At 75.4% G+C, this 16,792-nt stretch carries 15 protein-coding genes; 14 read left to right on the top strand and 1 reads right to left on the bottom strand.

All coding sequences use genetic code 11. From position 1 onward, the window contains the following. Positions 1-53 precede the first annotated feature (53 nt). Positions 54-944: a phosphotransferase gene (locus ACI79E_RS04635; protein WP_456931367.1), complete on the top strand. Its 891-nt coding sequence runs from the start codon at positions 54-56 to the stop codon at positions 942-944. Positions 945-951: 7 nt separating this feature from the next. Here ACI79E_RS04635 and ACI79E_RS04630 read toward each other — a convergent pair whose 3' ends face one another. Then, positions 952-1,407 carry a metallopeptidase family protein gene (locus tag ACI79E_RS04630; protein WP_456931366.1) on the bottom strand — a complete coding sequence of 152 codons (456 nt, stop codon included), beginning with the start codon at positions 1,405-1,407 and terminating at the stop codon, positions 952-954. Between the two features lie 144 nt (positions 1,408-1,551). Here ACI79E_RS04630 and ACI79E_RS04625 point away from each other — a divergent pair, with 144 nt between their 5' ends. The 13 genes from ACI79E_RS04625 (at position 1,552) to ACI79E_RS04565 (ending at position 16,768) form a co-directional block, all read left to right on the top strand. After that, positions 1,552-1,953, top strand: coding sequence for a DUF3499 domain-containing protein (locus tag ACI79E_RS04625; RefSeq protein WP_456931365.1), 402 nt, complete (start codon positions 1,552-1,554; stop codon positions 1,951-1,953). An 80-nt stretch (positions 1,954-2,033) separates the two neighbouring features. Beyond that, positions 2,034-3,398, top strand: a complete 1,365-nt coding sequence (locus ACI79E_RS04620) for a phosphomannomutase/phosphoglucomutase (protein WP_456931364.1) — start codon at positions 2,034-2,036, stop codon at positions 3,396-3,398. Beyond that, positions 3,395-3,601, top strand: a complete 207-nt coding sequence (locus ACI79E_RS04615; RefSeq protein WP_456931363.1) for a Trm112 family protein — start codon at positions 3,395-3,397, stop codon at positions 3,599-3,601. Before ACI79E_RS04620 ends, ACI79E_RS04615 begins: the two co-directional genes overlap by 4 nt. Next, positions 3,598-4,743, top strand: a complete 1,146-nt coding sequence (locus tag ACI79E_RS04610) for an SIS domain-containing protein (RefSeq protein ID WP_456931362.1) — start codon at positions 3,598-3,600, stop codon at positions 4,741-4,743. Before ACI79E_RS04615 ends, ACI79E_RS04610 begins: the two co-directional genes overlap by 4 nt. Before the next feature lie 79 nt (positions 4,744-4,822). Beyond that, on the top strand, positions 4,823-5,767 hold the full coding sequence (locus tag ACI79E_RS04605) for a DUF808 domain-containing protein (RefSeq protein WP_456931361.1): 945 nt from the start codon (positions 4,823-4,825) through the stop codon (positions 5,765-5,767). Between the two features lie 63 nt (positions 5,768-5,830). Beyond that, positions 5,831-7,573, top strand: coding sequence for a glycerol-3-phosphate dehydrogenase/oxidase (locus ACI79E_RS04600; protein WP_456931360.1), 1,743 nt, complete (start codon positions 5,831-5,833; stop codon positions 7,571-7,573). Positions 7,574-7,755: 182 nt separating this feature from the next. Continuing rightward, complete coding sequence (manA, locus tag ACI79E_RS04595) at positions 7,756-8,931, top strand: mannose-6-phosphate isomerase, class I (protein ID WP_456931359.1); 1,176 nt, start codon at positions 7,756-7,758, stop codon at positions 8,929-8,931. Between the two features lie 72 nt (positions 8,932-9,003). Beyond that, positions 9,004-10,203 (top strand): glycosyltransferase family 2 protein, encoded by a 1,200-nt coding sequence (locus tag ACI79E_RS04590; protein ID WP_456931358.1) that lies wholly within the window; start codon positions 9,004-9,006, stop codon positions 10,201-10,203. Further along, positions 10,194-10,616 (top strand): GtrA family protein, encoded by a 423-nt coding sequence (locus tag ACI79E_RS04585; RefSeq protein ID WP_456931357.1) that lies wholly within the window; start codon positions 10,194-10,196, stop codon positions 10,614-10,616. The genes ACI79E_RS04590 and ACI79E_RS04585 overlap by 10 nt, the downstream gene beginning before the upstream one ends. Beyond that, positions 10,613-12,856, top strand: coding sequence for a hypothetical protein (locus ACI79E_RS04580; RefSeq protein WP_456931356.1), 2,244 nt, complete (start codon positions 10,613-10,615; stop codon positions 12,854-12,856). The genes ACI79E_RS04585 and ACI79E_RS04580 overlap by 4 nt, the downstream gene beginning before the upstream one ends. 152 nt (positions 12,857-13,008) lie before the next feature. Beyond that, a complete protein-coding gene (locus ACI79E_RS04575; protein ID WP_456931355.1) occupies positions 13,009-14,880 on the top strand; it encodes a glycosyltransferase in 1,872 nt (623 codons plus the stop codon). Between the two features lie 100 nt (positions 14,881-14,980). Next, positions 14,981-15,808 carry a class I SAM-dependent methyltransferase gene (locus ACI79E_RS04570; protein ID WP_456931354.1) on the top strand — a complete coding sequence of 276 codons (828 nt, stop codon included), beginning with the start codon at positions 14,981-14,983 and terminating at the stop codon, positions 15,806-15,808. A 78-nt stretch (positions 15,809-15,886) separates the two neighbouring features. Then, entirely contained in the window at positions 15,887-16,768 is an 882-nt protein-coding gene (locus tag ACI79E_RS04565) for a GmrSD restriction endonuclease domain-containing protein (protein ID WP_456931353.1), read from the top strand. Positions 16,769-16,792: the final 24 nt, after the last annotated feature.

Below are 16,792 nucleotides of genomic sequence, written 5' to 3'. Positions count from 1 at the left end.
CCCCTCCGGTCGCCCTCCGTGCAGGGTGGGCGGCGGGCTGGGAGGCTCCACGGGTGAGCAGCAGCGGGGGAGCGGCGGAGGGTGCGGCGCGGGAACGGGTGGGCGCGCTGCTGGCCGAGCTCGGCGTCGAGCAGCCGCTCACCGGGGTCACCGACCTCACCGCGTCGCTGGGCGTGGTCCAGGGCGTGCTGGCCGACCGGGTCGTCGACCTCGCGGTCACCGAGAGCGGACGACGGCGGCTGCGGGCGGAGCTGCGGGGACGGCGCTGGGCCGAGGAGCGGCAGATCGGCGTCCCGGAGGTGCTGGCCGCCGCCGACGACGGGCGGTGGCTGCTGTCCCGCCGCGTCCACCCCGTGCCCGGCGGCGGTCCCCGCTGGACCGAGGCCGCCGTCGACGCCGCCATGCGCGTCGCGCCGCTGCCCGCGCCCCCGGGCAGCCCCTGGCAGCCGCCGGCCCCGCCGACCCTGCGCCGCGCCCGGACCTCGGTCGGCGCCACCGGGCGGCTGGTGCGCGGCGGCGTCCGGCTGGGCGAGCTGCGCGCGGTGCGGGCGGCGGCCGCCCAGCTGCCGCTGTCGGAGGTCACCCACGGGGACTTCCGCGCCGCCAACGCCGTCCTCGACGACACCGGCCGCATGGTGGTGCTGGAGTGGGCCGGCGTGCGCTCCGGGCCGCGCCACCGGGACCTGCTGACCCTGTGGGCCAGCACGCCGGACGAGGAGGACCGCGCCCGCATCGCCCGCGTGGTGCTCGACCGCACCGCCGGCTGGGAGGAGCCCGACGTCGGCCTGCTGTGGCACGCCGTCGCCCTGGAGCAGCTGGCCGGGCGGCTCACCCGCGCCGACCGCGGCGACGGCCTGGACCTCGCCTTCTGCCGGGCGCGGCTGGCCGACGCGCGGGGCATCGCCGCCGAGCTGGGCAGCCCCGTGCAGGTGCCCGAGCGCTGAGCCGGCGCTAGCCCGTGGGGTCGATCTCCTCCGGGTCGCGCCCCAGCAGCACCGCCACCTGGTCGACGACGACGTCGCGCACGAGGTCGGCGAGGTCGTCCCGGTCGTGCGCGCGCAGCTCCAGCGGCCGCCGGTAGACGACGATCCGCGGCGGCACCTCGCGTCCGCCCTCCCGGTGCGCGGGCAGCACGCGGGCCAGCGGGACGCTGCCGTCGTCCAGGACGTCGGCGTCGAGCACCACCTCGTCGGGGCTGGTGTGCTCCACCCACGGGACGTCCTCGACGGCGAACTCGACGCCGGCCAGCTCCTTCTCCCACCGGCGCTCGAGGTCCTCCACCGCGTCGAGGACGAGGTCGTCGAACTGCTCGCCGCGGCTGCGGGCCAGCGGGACGCCGTCGGGCACCAGGCGCCCGCGCAGCCCGCGGCCGTGCCGGTCGCGGCGGGAACGGGCGGGTCGGCTCATGGCGAGTGGAGCGTACGGCGGCGGCGGCCGGGGCCGCCGGTCGCGCCCGGGCGGACCCGCCGGGGCGTCCTGGAGGGGTGCACGGGACCCTCGTGGAGGGTGGGACTGGTGCTGTCGCCACGGGCGCGATCCGCGGTGTGCCTGATGCCAACGACCCGGGTACGCGTCTACTGTGCGGGGCGTGAGGAACCGGTGGTGAGGCAGTCACGTCGCTGCTCGCGCAGCGGCTGCGCGCAACCGGCGGCAGCGACTCTGACCTACGTGTACGCGGAGTCGACCGCTGTCGTCGGCCCGTTGGCGACCTTCTCGGAGCCGCACAGCTACGACCTCTGCGAGTTCCACGCCGAGCGGCTGACCGTGCCGCGCGGCTGGGAGGTCGTCCGGCACGAGATCGACGTCGAGGACTCCGGCCCGACCGGCGACGACCTGCTCGCGCTGGCCGACGCCGTCCGCGAGGCGGCCCGCCCCGAGCCCCCGCGCAACCCCGCCGACGACGGCAGCGGCACCCGCCGCGGCCACCTGCGGGTCCTCCCCGACATCACCTGAGCAAGGACCCGGCCCCGTCCGGGGACTCGCGCTGAGCGTGTGAAGCGTGAGGAGGACGGGGTCCTTATAGGGTCGCCCGCGTGGCGGACCTCTCCTCGATCATCAAGGCCTACGACGTGCGTGGCGTCGTACCCGACGAGTGGGACGAGGCCGTCGCGCGCCGCATCGGCGCCGCGTTCGCCGAGCTCATGGCCCAGGAGAGCGGCGCGACCGCCGTGGTCACCGCCCACGACATGCGCGACTCCTCGGTGCCCCTGTCGCGGGCCTTCGCCGAGGGCGTGCTCAGCCGCGGCGTCGACGTCGTCGAGGCGGGCCTGGGCTCCACCGACCTGCTGTACTTCGCCTCCGGCTCCCTCGGCGTCCCCGGCGCGATGTTCACCGCCAGCCACAACCCGGCGCAGTACAACGGCATCAAGCTCTGCCGCGCCGGTGCCGCCCCCGTGGGCCAGGACTCGGGCCTGGCCACGATCCGCGAGTGGGCCGAGGACGACACCTACGACCGCGTCCCGGACCGCACGGCGAGCGTCACCCAGCGCGACCTGCTCGCCGGGTACGCCGCCCACCTGCGCTCGCTGGTCGACCTGTCGCAGATCCGGCCGCTGCGGGTGGTCGTCGACGCCGGCAACGGCATGGGCGGCCACACGGTGCCCGTCGTCCTGGCCGACCTGCCGCTGACCGTCCTGCCGATGTACTTCGAGCTCGACGGCTCCTTCCCCAACCACGAGGCCAACCCGCTGGACCCGGCCAACCTCGTCGACCTGCAGGCCGAGGTGCGCCGCACCGGCGCCGACATCGGGCTGGCCTTCGACGGCGACGCCGACCGGGTGTTCGTCGTCGACGAGCGCGGCGAGCCGGTGAGCCCCTCGGCGATCACCGCGCTGGTCGCGGTCCGCGAGCTGGCCAAGGGCCACGGGACGACGATCATCCACAACCTGATCACCTCGCGGGCGGTCCCGGAGATCGTCCGCGAGCACGGCGGCGAGCCGGTGCGCACCCGCGTCGGGCACTCGTTCATCAAGGCCGAGATGGCCCGCACCGACGCCGTCTTCGGTGGCGAGCACTCCGCGCACTACTACTTCCGTGATTTCTGGCGGGCCGACACGGGCATGCTCGCCGCCATGCACGTGCTCGCCGCGCTGGGGGAGCAGAGCCGGCCGCTGTCGGAGCTGACCGCCGGCTACAGCCGCTACGCCGCGTCCGGGGAGGTCAACTCCACCGTCGACGACGCCGCCGGGCGCGCGAAGGCGGTCCGCGAGGCCTTCGAGGGCGACGACGGGGTGACCGTCGACGACCTCGATGGGCTGACGGTCAGCCTGGCCGACGGCTCCTGGTTCAACCTTCGGGCGAGCAACACCGAACCCCTGCTGCGGCTCAACGTCGAGGCGCCCGACGCGGCGCGGATGACCGAGCTGCGGGACCGAGTCCTGGAGATGGTGCGCAGATGACGACCCCCACCGGCCCGCTGGGCCTGGACCCGGCCCTGCTGGAGATCCTCGCCTGCCCCGACACCCACCACAGCCCGCTGACGGTGGACGAGGCGGCCGGCGAGCTGCTGTGCACCACGTGCGACCGGGCCTTCCCCGTCCGCGACGGCATCCCGGTCCTCCTGCTCGACGAGGCGCGGCACCGCGGCGAGGGTCCGGCGTGACCTCGCCGGAGCTGGCCGAGGAGGTCCTCGACGACCTCGACGTGCTGCGCGCCCGCGACCCCCGGGGCCTGCTGCCGGCCGTGGCGGGTGCGGGGGCGCAGGTGCGGGAGACCGCCCGGCTCACCGAGGAGGCCGACCTCGAGCGGGTCACCGCCGGGGGGCGCCCCCGCGGACTGGTGATCGTCGCCCGCCGCGAGGGCGCGGTCGCCGCGTCGGTGCTGCGCGCGCTGCTCGGCCCGGCCAGCCCGGTCACGGTGGACGTCGTCCCCGGGCCGGACCTGCCGGTGTGGACCGGGCCCAGCGACATCGCCGTCGTGGCCACCCGCACCGGGGCCGGCCGGTACGCGGTCACCCCGGCCTACGAGGCCGCCCGCCGCGGGGTGACGCTGCTCGGGATCGGCGCCGAGGACGCCCCGCTGCGCGCGGCCTGCTCGACCGCCCGCGCCCCCTACGTCCCGCTGCCGCGGTCGCGGGTGCGGCACACCACGCTGTGGTCGCTGCTCACCCCGCTGCTGAAGCTGGCGGTCGACCTGGAGCTGCTGTCGCCGGGGGTGGCCGACCTCGAGGCGATCGCGGCGGCCCTCGACGAGGTCGCCGGCGAGTGCGGCCCGGCGCAGGAGTCGTTCGTCAACCCGGCCAAGACCCTGGCGCTGGAGCTGCTCGACGCGCTCCCGCTGATCGTCGCGGAGGGGCCGCTGGCCGGTACCGCCGCGAGCCGGATCGCCGACCAGCTGGCCACCCTCGCCGGCCTGCCGGCCACCACGTTCCGCATGCCCGACCAGCGGGTGGCCGCGTGCTCGGTGCTGCGCGGCCCGTTGGCACCGGAGGCGGGCGCCGACGACTTCTTCCGCGACCGCGCCGAGGACACCGGCCGCCGGCTGCGGCTGCTGACCATCCGCGACACCGACGCGGGTGAGCACGACGGCGCCGGGGAGCGCGAGCCCCGGTCCGCGCGCGAGGCACTGCACGAGGCGCTGCGCACCGCGGCGACGTCCAACGTGCCGGTGAGTGGACTGGCCGAGCACGGGGAACCGGAGCGGTACGGCCGGTTGCCCCGGCTGGCGCGGCAGCTGGCCGTGGCCGACTTCACGGCCGTCTACCTGGCCCTGGCGCTGGACACCGAGAGGGGGGCGTCCTCGTGAACTCCTCCTCCCGGACGAGCGCGCGGCACCGCCCCGACCCAGACGGCACACGCGTGCTGACCGACCGGAAGGACGTCCCGTGGCGGGTGGACTCGTAGCCCTGTTCGACGACGTGGCGACGCTGGCGAAGGCGGCCGCCGCCTCCGTCGACGACATCGGTGCCGCCGCCGGGAGGGCCAGCGCGAAGGCCGCCGGCGTCGTGGTCGACGACACCGCGGTCACGCCGCAGTACGTGCACGGCCTGGCCGCCGAGCGCGAGATCCCGATCATCAAGCGCATCGCCATGGGGTCGCTGCGCAACAAGCTGCTGATCCTGCTGCCCGCGGTGCTGCTGCTCAGCCAGTTCCTCCCGTGGCTGCTCACCCCGATCCTCATGATCGGCGGCGCCTACCTGTCCTACGAGGGCGCGGAGAAGGTCTGGCACAAGCTCCGCGGGCACGACGACGCCCACGGTGCGGAGGAGGCGGCACTCCCGGACGAGGACACCATCGTGTCCGGGGCCGTGCGGACCGACTTCATCCTGTCCGCGGAGATCATGGTGATCTCGCTGAACGAGGTGGTCGACGAGGGCTTCTGGGCCCGGGCGGCCATCCTGGCCGTCGTCGCGATCGGCATCACCGTCCTCGTGTACGGCGTCGTCGGCCTCATCGTGAAGATGGACGACGCCGGGCTGAGCCTCTCGCAGCGCAGCGCGAAGGGCGTGGCCGCGCTCGGTCGGGGGATGGTCAAGGCGATGCCGAAGCTGCTCGCCGTCATCACCGTGGTCGGCACCGCCGCGATGCTCTGGGTCGGCGGGCACATCCTGCTGGTGGGCAGCGACGAGCTGGGCCTGCACGTCCTCTACGAGACCGTGCACCACTGGGAGGAGGCGGTCCACGAGGCCACCGGGGCCGTCGGCGGCGTCCTCGGCTGGCTCGTCAACACCCTGGCCAGCGCCGTCATCGGGCTCGTCGTCGGGGCCGTGATCGTGGCGGTCATGAGCGTCGTCCACCGGCGGAAGGCCGGGACGGCGGCCGGACACTGAACCCCCCGCTGCCGTGACCCAGCTCTCACCCCGGCCGGCGGGCGGCGGGAGCAGAGTGGGGTCATGAGCCGCACCCACCTCTCGCCGGACCGCCGGCGCGCCGACCGGGCGCGGCTGGCCGACGAGGTGGTCGACGTGCTCGTGGTCGGCGGCGGCGTCACCGGCGCCGGCGCCGCCCTGGACGCCGCGAGCCGGGGGCTGTCGGTCGGCCTGCTGGAGGCCCGCGACTGGGCGTCGGGCACCTCCAGCCGCTCCAGCAAGCTCATCCACGGCGGGCTGCGCTACCTCGAGCAGCTGGCCTTCCCGCTGGTCCGGGAGGCTCTCCACGAGCGCACCCGGCTGGTGCAGACCATCGCCCCCCACCTGGTCCGGCCGCTGTCGTTCCTGCTCCCGCTCACGGCGCCGGCCTGGCAGCGCGCCTACTACGGCGCCGGGGTCGCGCTGTACGACGTCCTCAGCAGCGCGCTGGACGCCGAGCGGGTCGTCCCGGTCCACCGGCACCTGTCCCGCCGGGCGACGCTGGCGGCCTTCCCCGCGCTGCGCTCCGACGCGGTGACCGGGGCCATCCGCTACTGGGACGCCCAGGTGGACGACGCCCGGCACACGCTGGCGGTCGTGCGGACGGCGGCCGGATACGGCGCCCGCGTGCTCTCCAGCGCCCGCGTGACCGGGCTGCTCCGCGACGGCGGGGGCAGCGGCGCCCCGGTGGTCGGCGTGCGGGTGTCCGACCTGACCGACGGGTCGTCGTCCACGGTGCGGGCCCGCAGCGTCGTGGCCGCCACCGGCGTCTGGAGCGACGACGTCGGCGCGATGCTCGGGGACTCCGCGCCCAGCCTGCGGGTCCGCGCCTCCAAGGGCGTGCACCTGGTCGTGCCGCGCTCGGCGATCGACGTCGGGGACCTCCCGGACGGCGAGCGGTCCGGGCTCATCCTGCGGACGCCGACCAGCGTGCTGTTCGTGATCCCGTGGGGCGAGCAGTGGATCATCGGCACCACCGACACCCCGTGGAAGCTCGACCGCGACCACCCGGCGGCCAGCAGCGCCGACATCGGGTACCTGCTCGACCAGGTCAACCGGGTGCTCGCCGAACCGGTCACCGCCGACCAGGTCGTCGGGGTCTACGCCGGGCTGCGGCCGCTGCTGGCCGGGGAGGCCGACCAGACCAGCCGGCTCTCCCGCGAGCACGCCGTCGTCACGCCCGTCCCCGGGCTGGTGCTGGTCGCCGGCGGCAAGTACACGACCTACCGGGTCATGGCGGCCGACGCCGTCGACGCCGCCACCGCCGGGCTGCCCGGCGTCCCCCCGTCGCGCACCGCGCACCTGCCGCTGGTCGGCGCGCACGGCTGGGACGCCGTCCGGCACCGCGCGGCGGAGCTGGCGGCCGCCTCCGGCCTGCCCGAGGACGCCGTCGACCGGCTGCTGCACCGCCACGGCGACCAGGTGACCGAGGTGCTGGACCTCGTGCGCGCCGACCCGGCTCTGGGCCGGCCGCTGCCCGGGGCGCCGGCGCACCTGGCCGCCGAGGTCGTGCACGCGGTCACCGCCGAGGGCGCCCTGCACCTGGACGACGTCCTCACCCGGCGCACGCGGGTGTCGATCGCCACGCCGCACCGGGGCACCGAGTCCGCGCCGGCGGTGGCGGAGCTGATGGCCGGGCCGCTGGGCTGGGACGCCGAGCGGATCGCGCGGGAGGTCGAGCACTACGCGGCGCGCGTCGAGGCCGAGCGGGAGTCGCAGCGGATGCCCGACGACCGCACCGCCGACGCCGCCCGGCTGGGCGCACCGGACGTGCGGTCCGCCGTCTGACGACAGCCCCGGGAGCACCGCAGCGAGCTCGGCGGGCGAGGAGCGGACCGGGGCGCGAAGTAGGACCGATGGACGCCCTCTGACCCACCCGGAGGGGGGAGGCGGGCGGGGGCGCGCTCCATCCGGCACGTGTGCGTTCCGACGTACCTGGTGTGCTCGACTCACCAGTAGCCTCGTCCGTGATGTGGCAGCTCACCAGCGCGGTCCGCTTCTACCCGTGGGGGAGTCGCACCGTCATCCCGGAGCTCCTCGGTGAGCCCACCCCCGCCCAGCGACCGCACGCCGAGCTGTGGATGGGGGCGCACCCGGACCAGCCCAGCGTGCTGGCCGACGGGCGGCCCCTGGACCGCGCCATCGCCGAGGAGCCGGAGCGGCTGCTCGGCACGCCGGTGGTCGAGCGGTTCGGGCCGCGGCTGCCGTTCCTCATGAAGGTGCTCGCCGCCGACGCCCCGCTGTCGCTGCAGGCGCACCCGACCATGGAGCAGGCCGCGGCGGGGTTCGCCGCGGAGGAGGCCGCGGGGGTCCCGCACGACGACCCCACGCGCACGTTCAAGGACCCCTGGCACAAGCCCGAGCTGCTGCTCGCGCTGACCACCTTCGAGGCGCTGTGCGGCTTCCGGCCGGTCGAGGAGTCGCTGCACTGCCTGGCCAAGCTGCAGCTGCCCGAGCTCAAGCCGACGATCGCCGCGCTGGCCCGCGGCGGGCTGCGCGCGGCGATCCCGCAGCTGCTCGCGCTCTCCGGCCGGCGCCGGACCTCCCTGGTCGGGGCCGTCGCCGAGGCCGCGGCCCGCTTCGTGGCCGCCCACGACCCCGAGTTCATCAACACCTACCGCTGGGCGGCGACGCTGGCGGAGGCCTACCCCGGTGACCCGGGCGTGGTCATCTCGCTGATGTGCAACCACCTCAAGCTGGCGCCGGGGGAGGCGGTGTTCCTGCCCGCCGGCAACCTGCACGCCTACCTCAGCGGCGCCGGGGTGGAGGTCATGGCCAGCTCCGACAACGTGCTGCGCGGTGGCCTGACCGCCAAGCACGTCGACCTGGCGGCGCTGATCGAGGTGCTCGACTTCACCGACGGCCGGGTGCCGGTCATCCACCCCGTCCTCGGCCCGGGCGGGCTGCGCTACCCGGTGCCCGTGGAGGACTTCGACCTCACCCGCGTCCAGCTCGACGACCAGGCCGGCGTCCTGACCACCCGGGGGCCGCAGGTCCTGCTGTGCACCGACGGGCGCGCCGTGCTGGCCGCCGCCGACGGCGAGCTGGTGCTGGAGAAGGGCCAGTCGGCGTTCGTCCCCGCGGGCGAGCCGGTCAGCGCCCGCGGGCCGGCGGTCCTGTACCGCACCACCACGCAGCTGCGCTGACCTGGGGCGGGCCGGGAACCGGCGCGCGGGAGGCGACTGCGCACCGGCCCGCGTTCCGTCAGGATGGCGGACATGTTGCTGTCCGTCGTCGTCCCCTGTCACAACGAGGAGCGCGTGCTCCCGGAACTGGTCGAGCAGGTGCGTGCGGCGGTGGCGCCGACGGGCGTGGAGCTGGAGATCGTGCTGGTCGACGACGGCAGCCGGGACCGGACGGTCGAGGTGCTCCGGCAGCTCAGCGCCGCGGACCGCCGGGTGCGCTACGTCTCCCTGAGCCGGAACTTCGGCAAGGAGTCGGCGATGCTCGCCGGCCTGGCCTACGCCCGCGGCGACGCGGTCGTGCTCATGGACGCCGACCTGCAGCACCCCCCGCGGCTGATCGTGGACATGCTCGAGCTGCACCACCAGGGCCACGACCAGGTGGTGGCCCGCCGCACCCGGGACGGCGACGCCTTCGGCCGCACGCTGCTCTCGCGGACCTACTACCGGCTGGTGAACTCCCTCGTCGAGGTGCGCATCGAGGACGGCGTCGGCGACTTCCGGCTGCTCAGCCGCCGCGCGGTGGACGCGCTGCTGCAGCTGGGTGAGTACAACCGCTTCTCCAAGGGCCTGTTCGCCTGGATCGGCTTCCCGACCGCCACGATCGACTACCGCAACGAGTCCCGGTACGGCGGCGACGCCAGCCGCTGGACGCTGCGCCGGCTGCTCAACTACGGCATCGACGGGGTGATGTCGTTCAACAACGCCCCGCTGCGCCTGGCGATCTACGTGGGCCTGGTGGTCACCGCGCTGGCCTTCGGCTACACCGCGTTCCTGGTCATCGCGGCCATCGTCGACGGCGTCACCGTGCCCGGGTACATCACGCTGGTGGCCGCGGTCATCGGCCTCGGCGGCCTGCAGCTGCTCTTCCTCGGCGTGATCGGGGAGTACGTCGGCCGCATCTACTACGAGTCCAAGCAGCGGCCGCACTTCCTCGTCGCCGAGTCCAGCGACAACCACGCGCCGACGGGCACCCCGCGGCGGACCCGGGCGCCGGCGCGCAGCACGGTCCTGGTCGGCAACCACGTCGCCATGGACGGCGTGAACGAGGCCGTCCCCGTCCACCCCGCACCGGGGCGGGCTCCGGGGGCCCCGCCCCCGGCTGCGCCGGAGTCCGGGACCGCGCACCCCACGCGCCGGATCCCGCGGGGGAGCAGCGCGCGGGGCGCCTCGTCGCGTCCGGCCGGCGACGGCGGGTCCACCCCCGTCCCGGGCGACGCCGCACCGTGGTCGTGATCCCGGCCCGGCTGCGCCCCGTCCTCCGGTTCGCCGTCGTCGGTGTCGTCAACACCGGGGTCTACTACGGCACCTACCTGCTGCTGCGCACGGTCGTGCACTACCTGGCGGCGCACCTGGGCGCGATCGCGGTGGCGATGGTCGTGTCGTTCTTCCTCAACTGCTACTGGACCTTCCACACCCGGCCGACCTGGAAGAAGTTCGCGCTGTTCCCGCTGACCAACATGACCAACTACGTGATGACGACGGTGGGTGTGGTGGTCCTGGTCGAGTGGCTGGGCATGGGTGAGCGCATCGCGCCCCTGGTGGCCGCCGCCGCCGCGATCCCGGTGACCTTCCTGCTGTCCCGGCGGGTGCTGGCCGGCCGGCCGGCGGTGCCCGTCGGCACGGTCCCGGGGGAGACCGGCCGGTGACGGCCGGCACCCACGAGCACCCGCCGCCGGTGGCGGCACCCGAGGTCGTCGCCGGCGCGGGCGCCTCCGCCGCGCCGCGGCGGAGGCGCCCGCTGCCCGAGTGGCTGGTCACCCTCGGCGTCGGGGCGCTGGTGTGGGCCCTGGGCGTCATCCCGCAGTGGCGCGGCGACTTCTTCTACTACGTCGGCGACCAGCACGAGCAGTTCGCCCCGCTGTGGCACCTGTTCGGCCAGCAGCTGCGCGCCGGGCAGTGGCCGGCCATGGACCCCGCCGGGTGGGTGGGCGGCAACTACGCCGCCGAGGCGCTGACCGGCATCTGGAACCCGGTCAACCTGCTGAACTTCGTGCTCGTCTCGACCTTCGACAACCTGTCGCTGGCCGCGTTCGTCGTCATGGTCGAGTTCCTCGGCGTGCTCGCCATGGGCGTGTTCCTGCTCGCCCGTGGCTACGGCGCGGCCCGCTGGCCGGCGGCCGTCGTCGCGACCGCCGTCCCCGTGGCCGGGTTCACCCTCTGGTACGAGGCCTCCGGCTGGCCGGCCGGGCTCATGGCCTTCACGTGGGTCACGCACTTCTGGTGGTCCGCGCACCGGCTCACCCGCGGCCGGGGCAGCCCGGTCGTGCCGTTCGTCTTCGGCTTCCTGGCGGTCACCACCGGCAACCCGTACGGGCCGCTCGGCCTGGCCGTCGTCGTGGCGGCGCTCGGCGTCGACCTGCTCCTCCGCCGCCGCTGGCGCCGGCTGGTCCACCTGGCCGTGCTGGGGATCTGTGTCGGCACGGTGGCCCTGCTGGTCTTCCTGCCGCTGCTGGGCGCCAACCCGGTGTCCTCGCGCGAGCAGCTGGCCGACGTCGTCAACGACACCTTCCTGGTGCCCGACCTCGGCGACCTCGCGGCGGCCAGCTCCCCGAGCTACCTGCCGTCGATCACCAACTGGAACGGCGCCCTGCTGGAGACCGTCCCCTCCACCTACCTGGCCTGGTTCGTGCTGCCGCTGCTGCCGTGGCTGCGCTGGGACCGGCTGCGCCGCCGCGCGCGCTCGCTGGTCAGCGTGTTCGTGGTGGCCGCCTGGTACCTCCTCGCCACCCTGGCGCCGTCCAACCTCTGGCTGTTCCGCTGGCCGGTCCGCCTGGTCGAGTACCTGTGGCTGCCGGTCGCGGTGCTGTTCGCCGTCGTCCTCTCCGCGGGCCTGGCCACGACCGCGGTGCGCGGGCGTGCGGTGGTCAGCGCGGCGGTCGTCGGCGCCGGGTACTACCTGGCCTGGGCGGTGCGGCCCGCCGACCTCGGCGTCGTCCACCTGGTCGGTCTCGTGCTGGTCGGCGGGCTGACCGCGCTCGCCGTCCTGGCCGGTCGCCGTCGTGGCCTGCCCGCCCTCGGTGCCGTGGTGGTCCTCGGCACCGCCGCCGTCCTCACCTTCCAGACCAGCGTGCTGCCGCCCCGCCCGGAGGGCGCCGCCCCGCCGGTCCAGCCGGCCTACGACCTGCCGGGCGTGGCCGAGGGCATGTCGGCCTACGAGGGCACCGTCCTGCAGGTCGCCGGCCTGGCCGGTGTCACGACCGGGCAGATGCGGGAGGGGGAGATCGTCTTCGGCAACCTGCCCCGGGCGACCGGCGTGCCGACCGTGACCAGCTACAGCGGCATCGGGTTCCGCGAGTTCACCACCGAGCTGTGCATGGACTACCGGGGGGCCACCTGCCCGGAGGCGTTCGACCGCCTGTGGCAGCCGGCCGGCCCCGGGTACGACGTCCCCCTGGTCGACGCGATGGAGGTCTCGACGCTGGTCGTGCAGCGGTCGCTGCGGCCGGACGTCGCCACCCTCGACCCGCCCCCCGGGTGGCGGGTGGCCCTCGAGACGCCGGTGCGGGTCGTGTGGGTGCGCGAGGACCCGCTGGACGACGAGGGCCGGGTGTCCTGGGCGCCGCCCGGCACCGACGTGCTCGCCGACTCCGCCACGGCCGCGCGCGAGGAGGTCCGCTACCGCGCCGCGCAGTCGGGCCGCCTGCTGTTCGCCCGCCTGGCCTGGCCCGGCTACACCGCCACCGTCGACGGCCGGCCGGTCGAGGTGCTCGACGGTCCGGCCGGCCTGCTGGCGGTCGAGGTCCCCGAGGGCGAGCACTCGCTCGTGCTGGAGTACCGGGCGCCCGGGCTGCGGACCGGCGCCCTGGCCGCCGGGGCCGCCGCCCTGGTGGTGCTCGTCCAGTCCGCCGTCTGGGCGTGGGGGCGGCGGCGTCCTCCGATCGGGTGACCATCCGACGACGCAGCGCCACACCCGACCGGCACGGCAGCACACCAGCCGGTGAACTGTCCGACGGAGCCGCCCCGTTCCGGTCCGGCAGCGACCGCCCCGGTTACCGTTCCGCGCAGCCATCCACCGCTCGAGAGGAGTACCCGGCACCCATGGTCCTTTCGACGCCGACCACCGCCACCCCGACCCGCTCACCCGCCGCGACCCCGGTGGGTGAACGGCTGCTGGTGCAGCGCACCCTCTTCGCCGGGCCGTTCGCCGAGGCCCCCGCGGAGCTCTACAGCGTCGCGGTGCAGGGGGCGGCGGTGCGCGAGCGTGACCGCGTCGTCCTCGAGGGGCACGCGGTCGTCTCGACCGACACCTACTTCGGCCGGTTCCCGGCCTCCTACTGGCAGCGCTGGACCTCGGCCGACCAGGTCAGGATCACCCTGGTCGCCAGCGGGACCGGGCTGGTCCGCGTCCGGGCCTCCGACAGCAAGGGCGTCGCGCGCACGGTGGCCACCGCCCGGGTGACCGACGCCGACGCCGAGCACGTCCGCCTCACCGCGGCCATCGACCGGTTCGTCGACGGCGGCGCCCTGTGGCTGGAGTTCGAGACCGCCGCCGCCCCGCTGACCGTCACCCAGGTGCGCTGGACGGTGCCCGCGGTCCGCCGCCGGCGCGCCACGGCCGTGGTCATCTGCACCTACAACCGGGCCGACGACTGCATCGCCACCCTCCAGACCCTCGCCGCCGACGTCGAGGTCGCGTCGGGGCTGAGCGCGGTCTACGTCGTCGACCAGGGCACCGACACCGTCGACTCCCGCGCGGCGTTCCCGCAGCTGCAGGAGGCCTTCGGGCCGGTCCTGCGCTACGTGCGCCAGCCCAACCTCGGCGGCGCGGGCGGCTTCACCCGGGGCATCTACGAGGCGATCCGCAACGAGACCGTCGACCGGGTCAACCTGCTGCTGATGGACGACGACATCCGGCTCGAGCCGGACACGGCCGTGCGCCTCACCGGCCTGGCCGACGCCGCCACCAGGCCGGTCCTCGTCGGCGGGCAGATGCTCAACCTGTTCCACCCCGAGCGGCTGCACGTCGGCGCCGAGTCCGCCGACCTGGACATCCTGCGGGCCGGCCTGCCCGTGCCCGACGCGCTGACCAACGCCGACGTCACCGAGGAGAAGCAGGAGGTCCGGGTCGACGCGGCCTACAACGCCTGGTGGACCTGCCTGATCCCCTCCGAGGTGGTCTCGGCGGTCGGCTACCCGCTGCCGGTCTTCTTCCAGTGGGACGACATCGAGTTCGGCCTGCGGGCCCGCGCGGCCGGCTTCCCGACGGTGACCCTGCCGGGCGCGGGGGTGTGGCACGCGGACTTCGCGTGGAAGAACTGGGACGACTGGTCGCGCTACTTCAGCTTCCGCAACTCGCTGATCACCAGTGCCCTGCACGGGGAGTTCGACCGCTCGCGCATCGTCGAGCACCTGGCCCGGCAGCTGGCCAACTACCTGGTCTCGATGCGCTACGGGCTCGCGGTGCTCATGCTCAAGGCGGTCGAGGACTTCCTGCGCGGCCCGGAGGTGCTCGCCGACGGCGGCGCGCAGGTGTCGCGGGAGATCCGCGCGCTGTGGTCGGCCCACCCCGAGACGAAGAACCACCCCGCCTCGGCGGTGCCCGGCGTGGACGCCGACACGGTGGAGCGCTCCGCGCCGGCCGGGACGCCGTCGATGCCGAAGTCGGTGCTGGTCAAGCGGGTCCTCTGGCAGCTGCTGGGCAAGGCGAAGGGCAAGGCCGCCATCGCCGACGCCGACGCCCACTGGTGGCACGTGTCGCTGTTCGAGACCGCCGTGGTCACCGACCCCTCGCAGGAGGGCGTGCGGGTCCGCCGCTACGACCGGCAGCTGATGCGCGAGCTGAGCCGGCACGGGGCGGCGGTGCTCTGGCGGCTGACCCGGGAGGGCGAGCGGGCCCGGGACCAGTGGCGGGCCGGCGTCCCGGAGCTGACCTCCCGGGCGACGTGGGGCCGGCTGTTCGACAGCCCGTGACCGGGGCGCACCCGGGGCGGCGCGGGCCGGGGAACCGCTAGGTTCGCCGGAGGGTCCGGCGCCGGCCCGGGGGCGGCCGCCGGGAGGAGAAGGCGGACGCATGGCGCGAGGACGGTCGGAGCGGGGCAGGGTCGCGCGGGCGGCGCTGCGGTGGCTGGTGCGCACGGTGGTCGCACCGGCCGAGGCGCGGCTGGCGCGGATGGTGCACGACGTGGTCCGCGACGTCGTCCGTGACGTCGTCGCCGCCGAGGTCGACCGGGCGATCACGGCCGTCCACGAGGTGGAGTTCCGCTCCCGCCGCGACCTGCTGGCGGCGGGGGAGCGGGACGCGGCCGTCGGCTCGGCGCGGTTCGCCGCGCGGTCGATGCCGACGGCCCGCACCTTCCACGACCGGGAGAGCACCCTGACCTACGGGGTGCAGATCGCCCCTCGTGGCGGGCTCGCCCTGGAGTTCGGCGTCTTCGAGGGCCGGTCGCTGGAGGTCATCGCGCGGGAACGCGGGCGCCGCGACGTCGTCGGCTTCGACTCCTTCAAGGGCCTGCCCGAGGACTACCGGCCGCACGTGCGCGCGGGCGCCTTCGCCGTCGGCGGGCTGCCGGACGTCGACGGCGCCGAGCTGGTGGTGGGCTGGTTCGAGGACACCCTCCCCGCCTTCCTGGCCGACCACCCCGGCACGGTCGACTTCGTGCACGTCGACGGGGACCTCTACTCCTCGGCGGTCACGGTGCTGGAGCTGGTCGGGCCCCGGCTGGCCGCGGGCTCGGTGCTGGTCTTCGACGAGTTCTTCAACTTCCCCGGCTGGGAGCAGCACGAGTTCCGTGCCTGGGAGGAGTGGCTGGACCGCACCGGCGCGCAGGTGCGGTACGAGGCCTACACCTCCAACAACGAGCAGGTCGTCGTCCGGATCACCGACCCCGGGAGGCCCTGACCCGGGCGTGGCGCCCCGGGCGCGGCGGGCGGTCGGCCTAGCGTCGTCGTCGTCGTCGCTTCCGCCCCGGGGAGGCCCGTGACCGCCCGCACCACCGCGCCCTCGCGCCGGCTCCGCGCCGGCGTGCTGTCCACCCTGGCCGGGCTCGCGCTCGCCGGGGCCCTGGGCGGCTGCGAGCTGCTCGCCCCGGACGCCGGCGGCCCGCCCACCGGCGTGCTGTCCGACGCCGCCGCGCAGGACGCGATCGCCACCGCGCCACCGGGCTCGGCGCTGGCGGTGCTCGGCGAGGTGGCGGTGAAGGGCCGCGCGCCGAGCACCGGGTACGAGCGCGACCGCTTCGGCGACGGCTGGGTCGACGTCGACCACAACGGCTGCGACACCCGCAACGACGTGCTGGCCCGCGACCTGACCGGCGAGACGACCCGCAACTGCGTCGTCCTCACCGGCACCCTCGACGACCCGTACTCCGGGCGCACCATCGAGTTCCGGCGCGGCCAGGACACCAGCGACGACGTGCAGATCGACCACGTCGTCGCGCTGTCCGACGCCTGGCAGAAGGGCGCCCAGGGCTGGGACGCCGCCCGGCGCACCGCCTTCGCCAACGACCCGCTGAACCTGCTCGCCGTCGACGGCCCGCTGAACATGCAGAAGGGCGACGGCGACACCGCGACCTGGCTGCCCCCGAACCGGTCCTACCGCTGCGCCTACGTGGCCCGGCAGGTCGCGGTGAAGTCCGCCTACGGGCTGTGGATGACCCGCGCCGAGCGCAACGCCGCGGCCACCGTGCTGTCGGACTGCCCCGGCGAGCCGCTGCCCGGCGGGGGTGCCGCGCCCCCGGGGGAGGTCGGCTACGCCGACTGCGGCGCGGTCCGGGCGGCCGGCGCGGCGCCCATCCGCCGGGGCGAGCCGGGCTGGCGGGACACCTTCGACGGCGACGGCGACGGCGTGGGCTGCGAGTAGGCGGGGGCCCGGCGCACCCCCGCG

The organism is Geodermatophilus sp. SYSU D00079, from assembly GCF_054050635.1.
This window is presented reverse-complemented; position numbering and strand designations above follow the sequence as displayed.

What these genes read in the sequence shown, in the direction of transcription:
- ACI79E_RS04630 (WP_456931366.1), bottom strand. Translation starts at nt 1,407, where the DNA reads ATGAGCCGACCCGCCCGTTCCCGCCGCGACCGGCACGGCCGCGGGCTG.
- ACI79E_RS04625 (WP_456931365.1), top strand. Translation starts at nt 1,552, where the DNA reads ATGCCAACGACCCGGGTACGCGTCTACTGTGCGGGGCGTGAGGAACCG.
- ACI79E_RS04615 (WP_456931363.1), top strand. Translation starts at nt 3,395, where the DNA reads ATGACGACCCCCACCGGCCCGCTGGGCCTGGACCCGGCCCTGCTGGAG.
- ACI79E_RS04600 (WP_456931360.1), top strand. Translation starts at nt 5,831, where the DNA reads ATGAGCCGCACCCACCTCTCGCCGGACCGCCGGCGCGCCGACCGGGCG.
- manA (WP_456931359.1), top strand. Translation starts at nt 7,756, where the DNA reads ATGTGGCAGCTCACCAGCGCGGTCCGCTTCTACCCGTGGGGGAGTCGC.
- ACI79E_RS04590 (WP_456931358.1), top strand. Translation starts at nt 9,004, where the DNA reads ATGTTGCTGTCCGTCGTCGTCCCCTGTCACAACGAGGAGCGCGTGCTC.
- ACI79E_RS04575 (WP_456931355.1), top strand. Translation starts at nt 13,009, where the DNA reads ATGGTCCTTTCGACGCCGACCACCGCCACCCCGACCCGCTCACCCGCC.
- ACI79E_RS04570 (WP_456931354.1), top strand. Translation starts at nt 14,981, where the DNA reads ATGGCGCGAGGACGGTCGGAGCGGGGCAGGGTCGCGCGGGCGGCGCTG.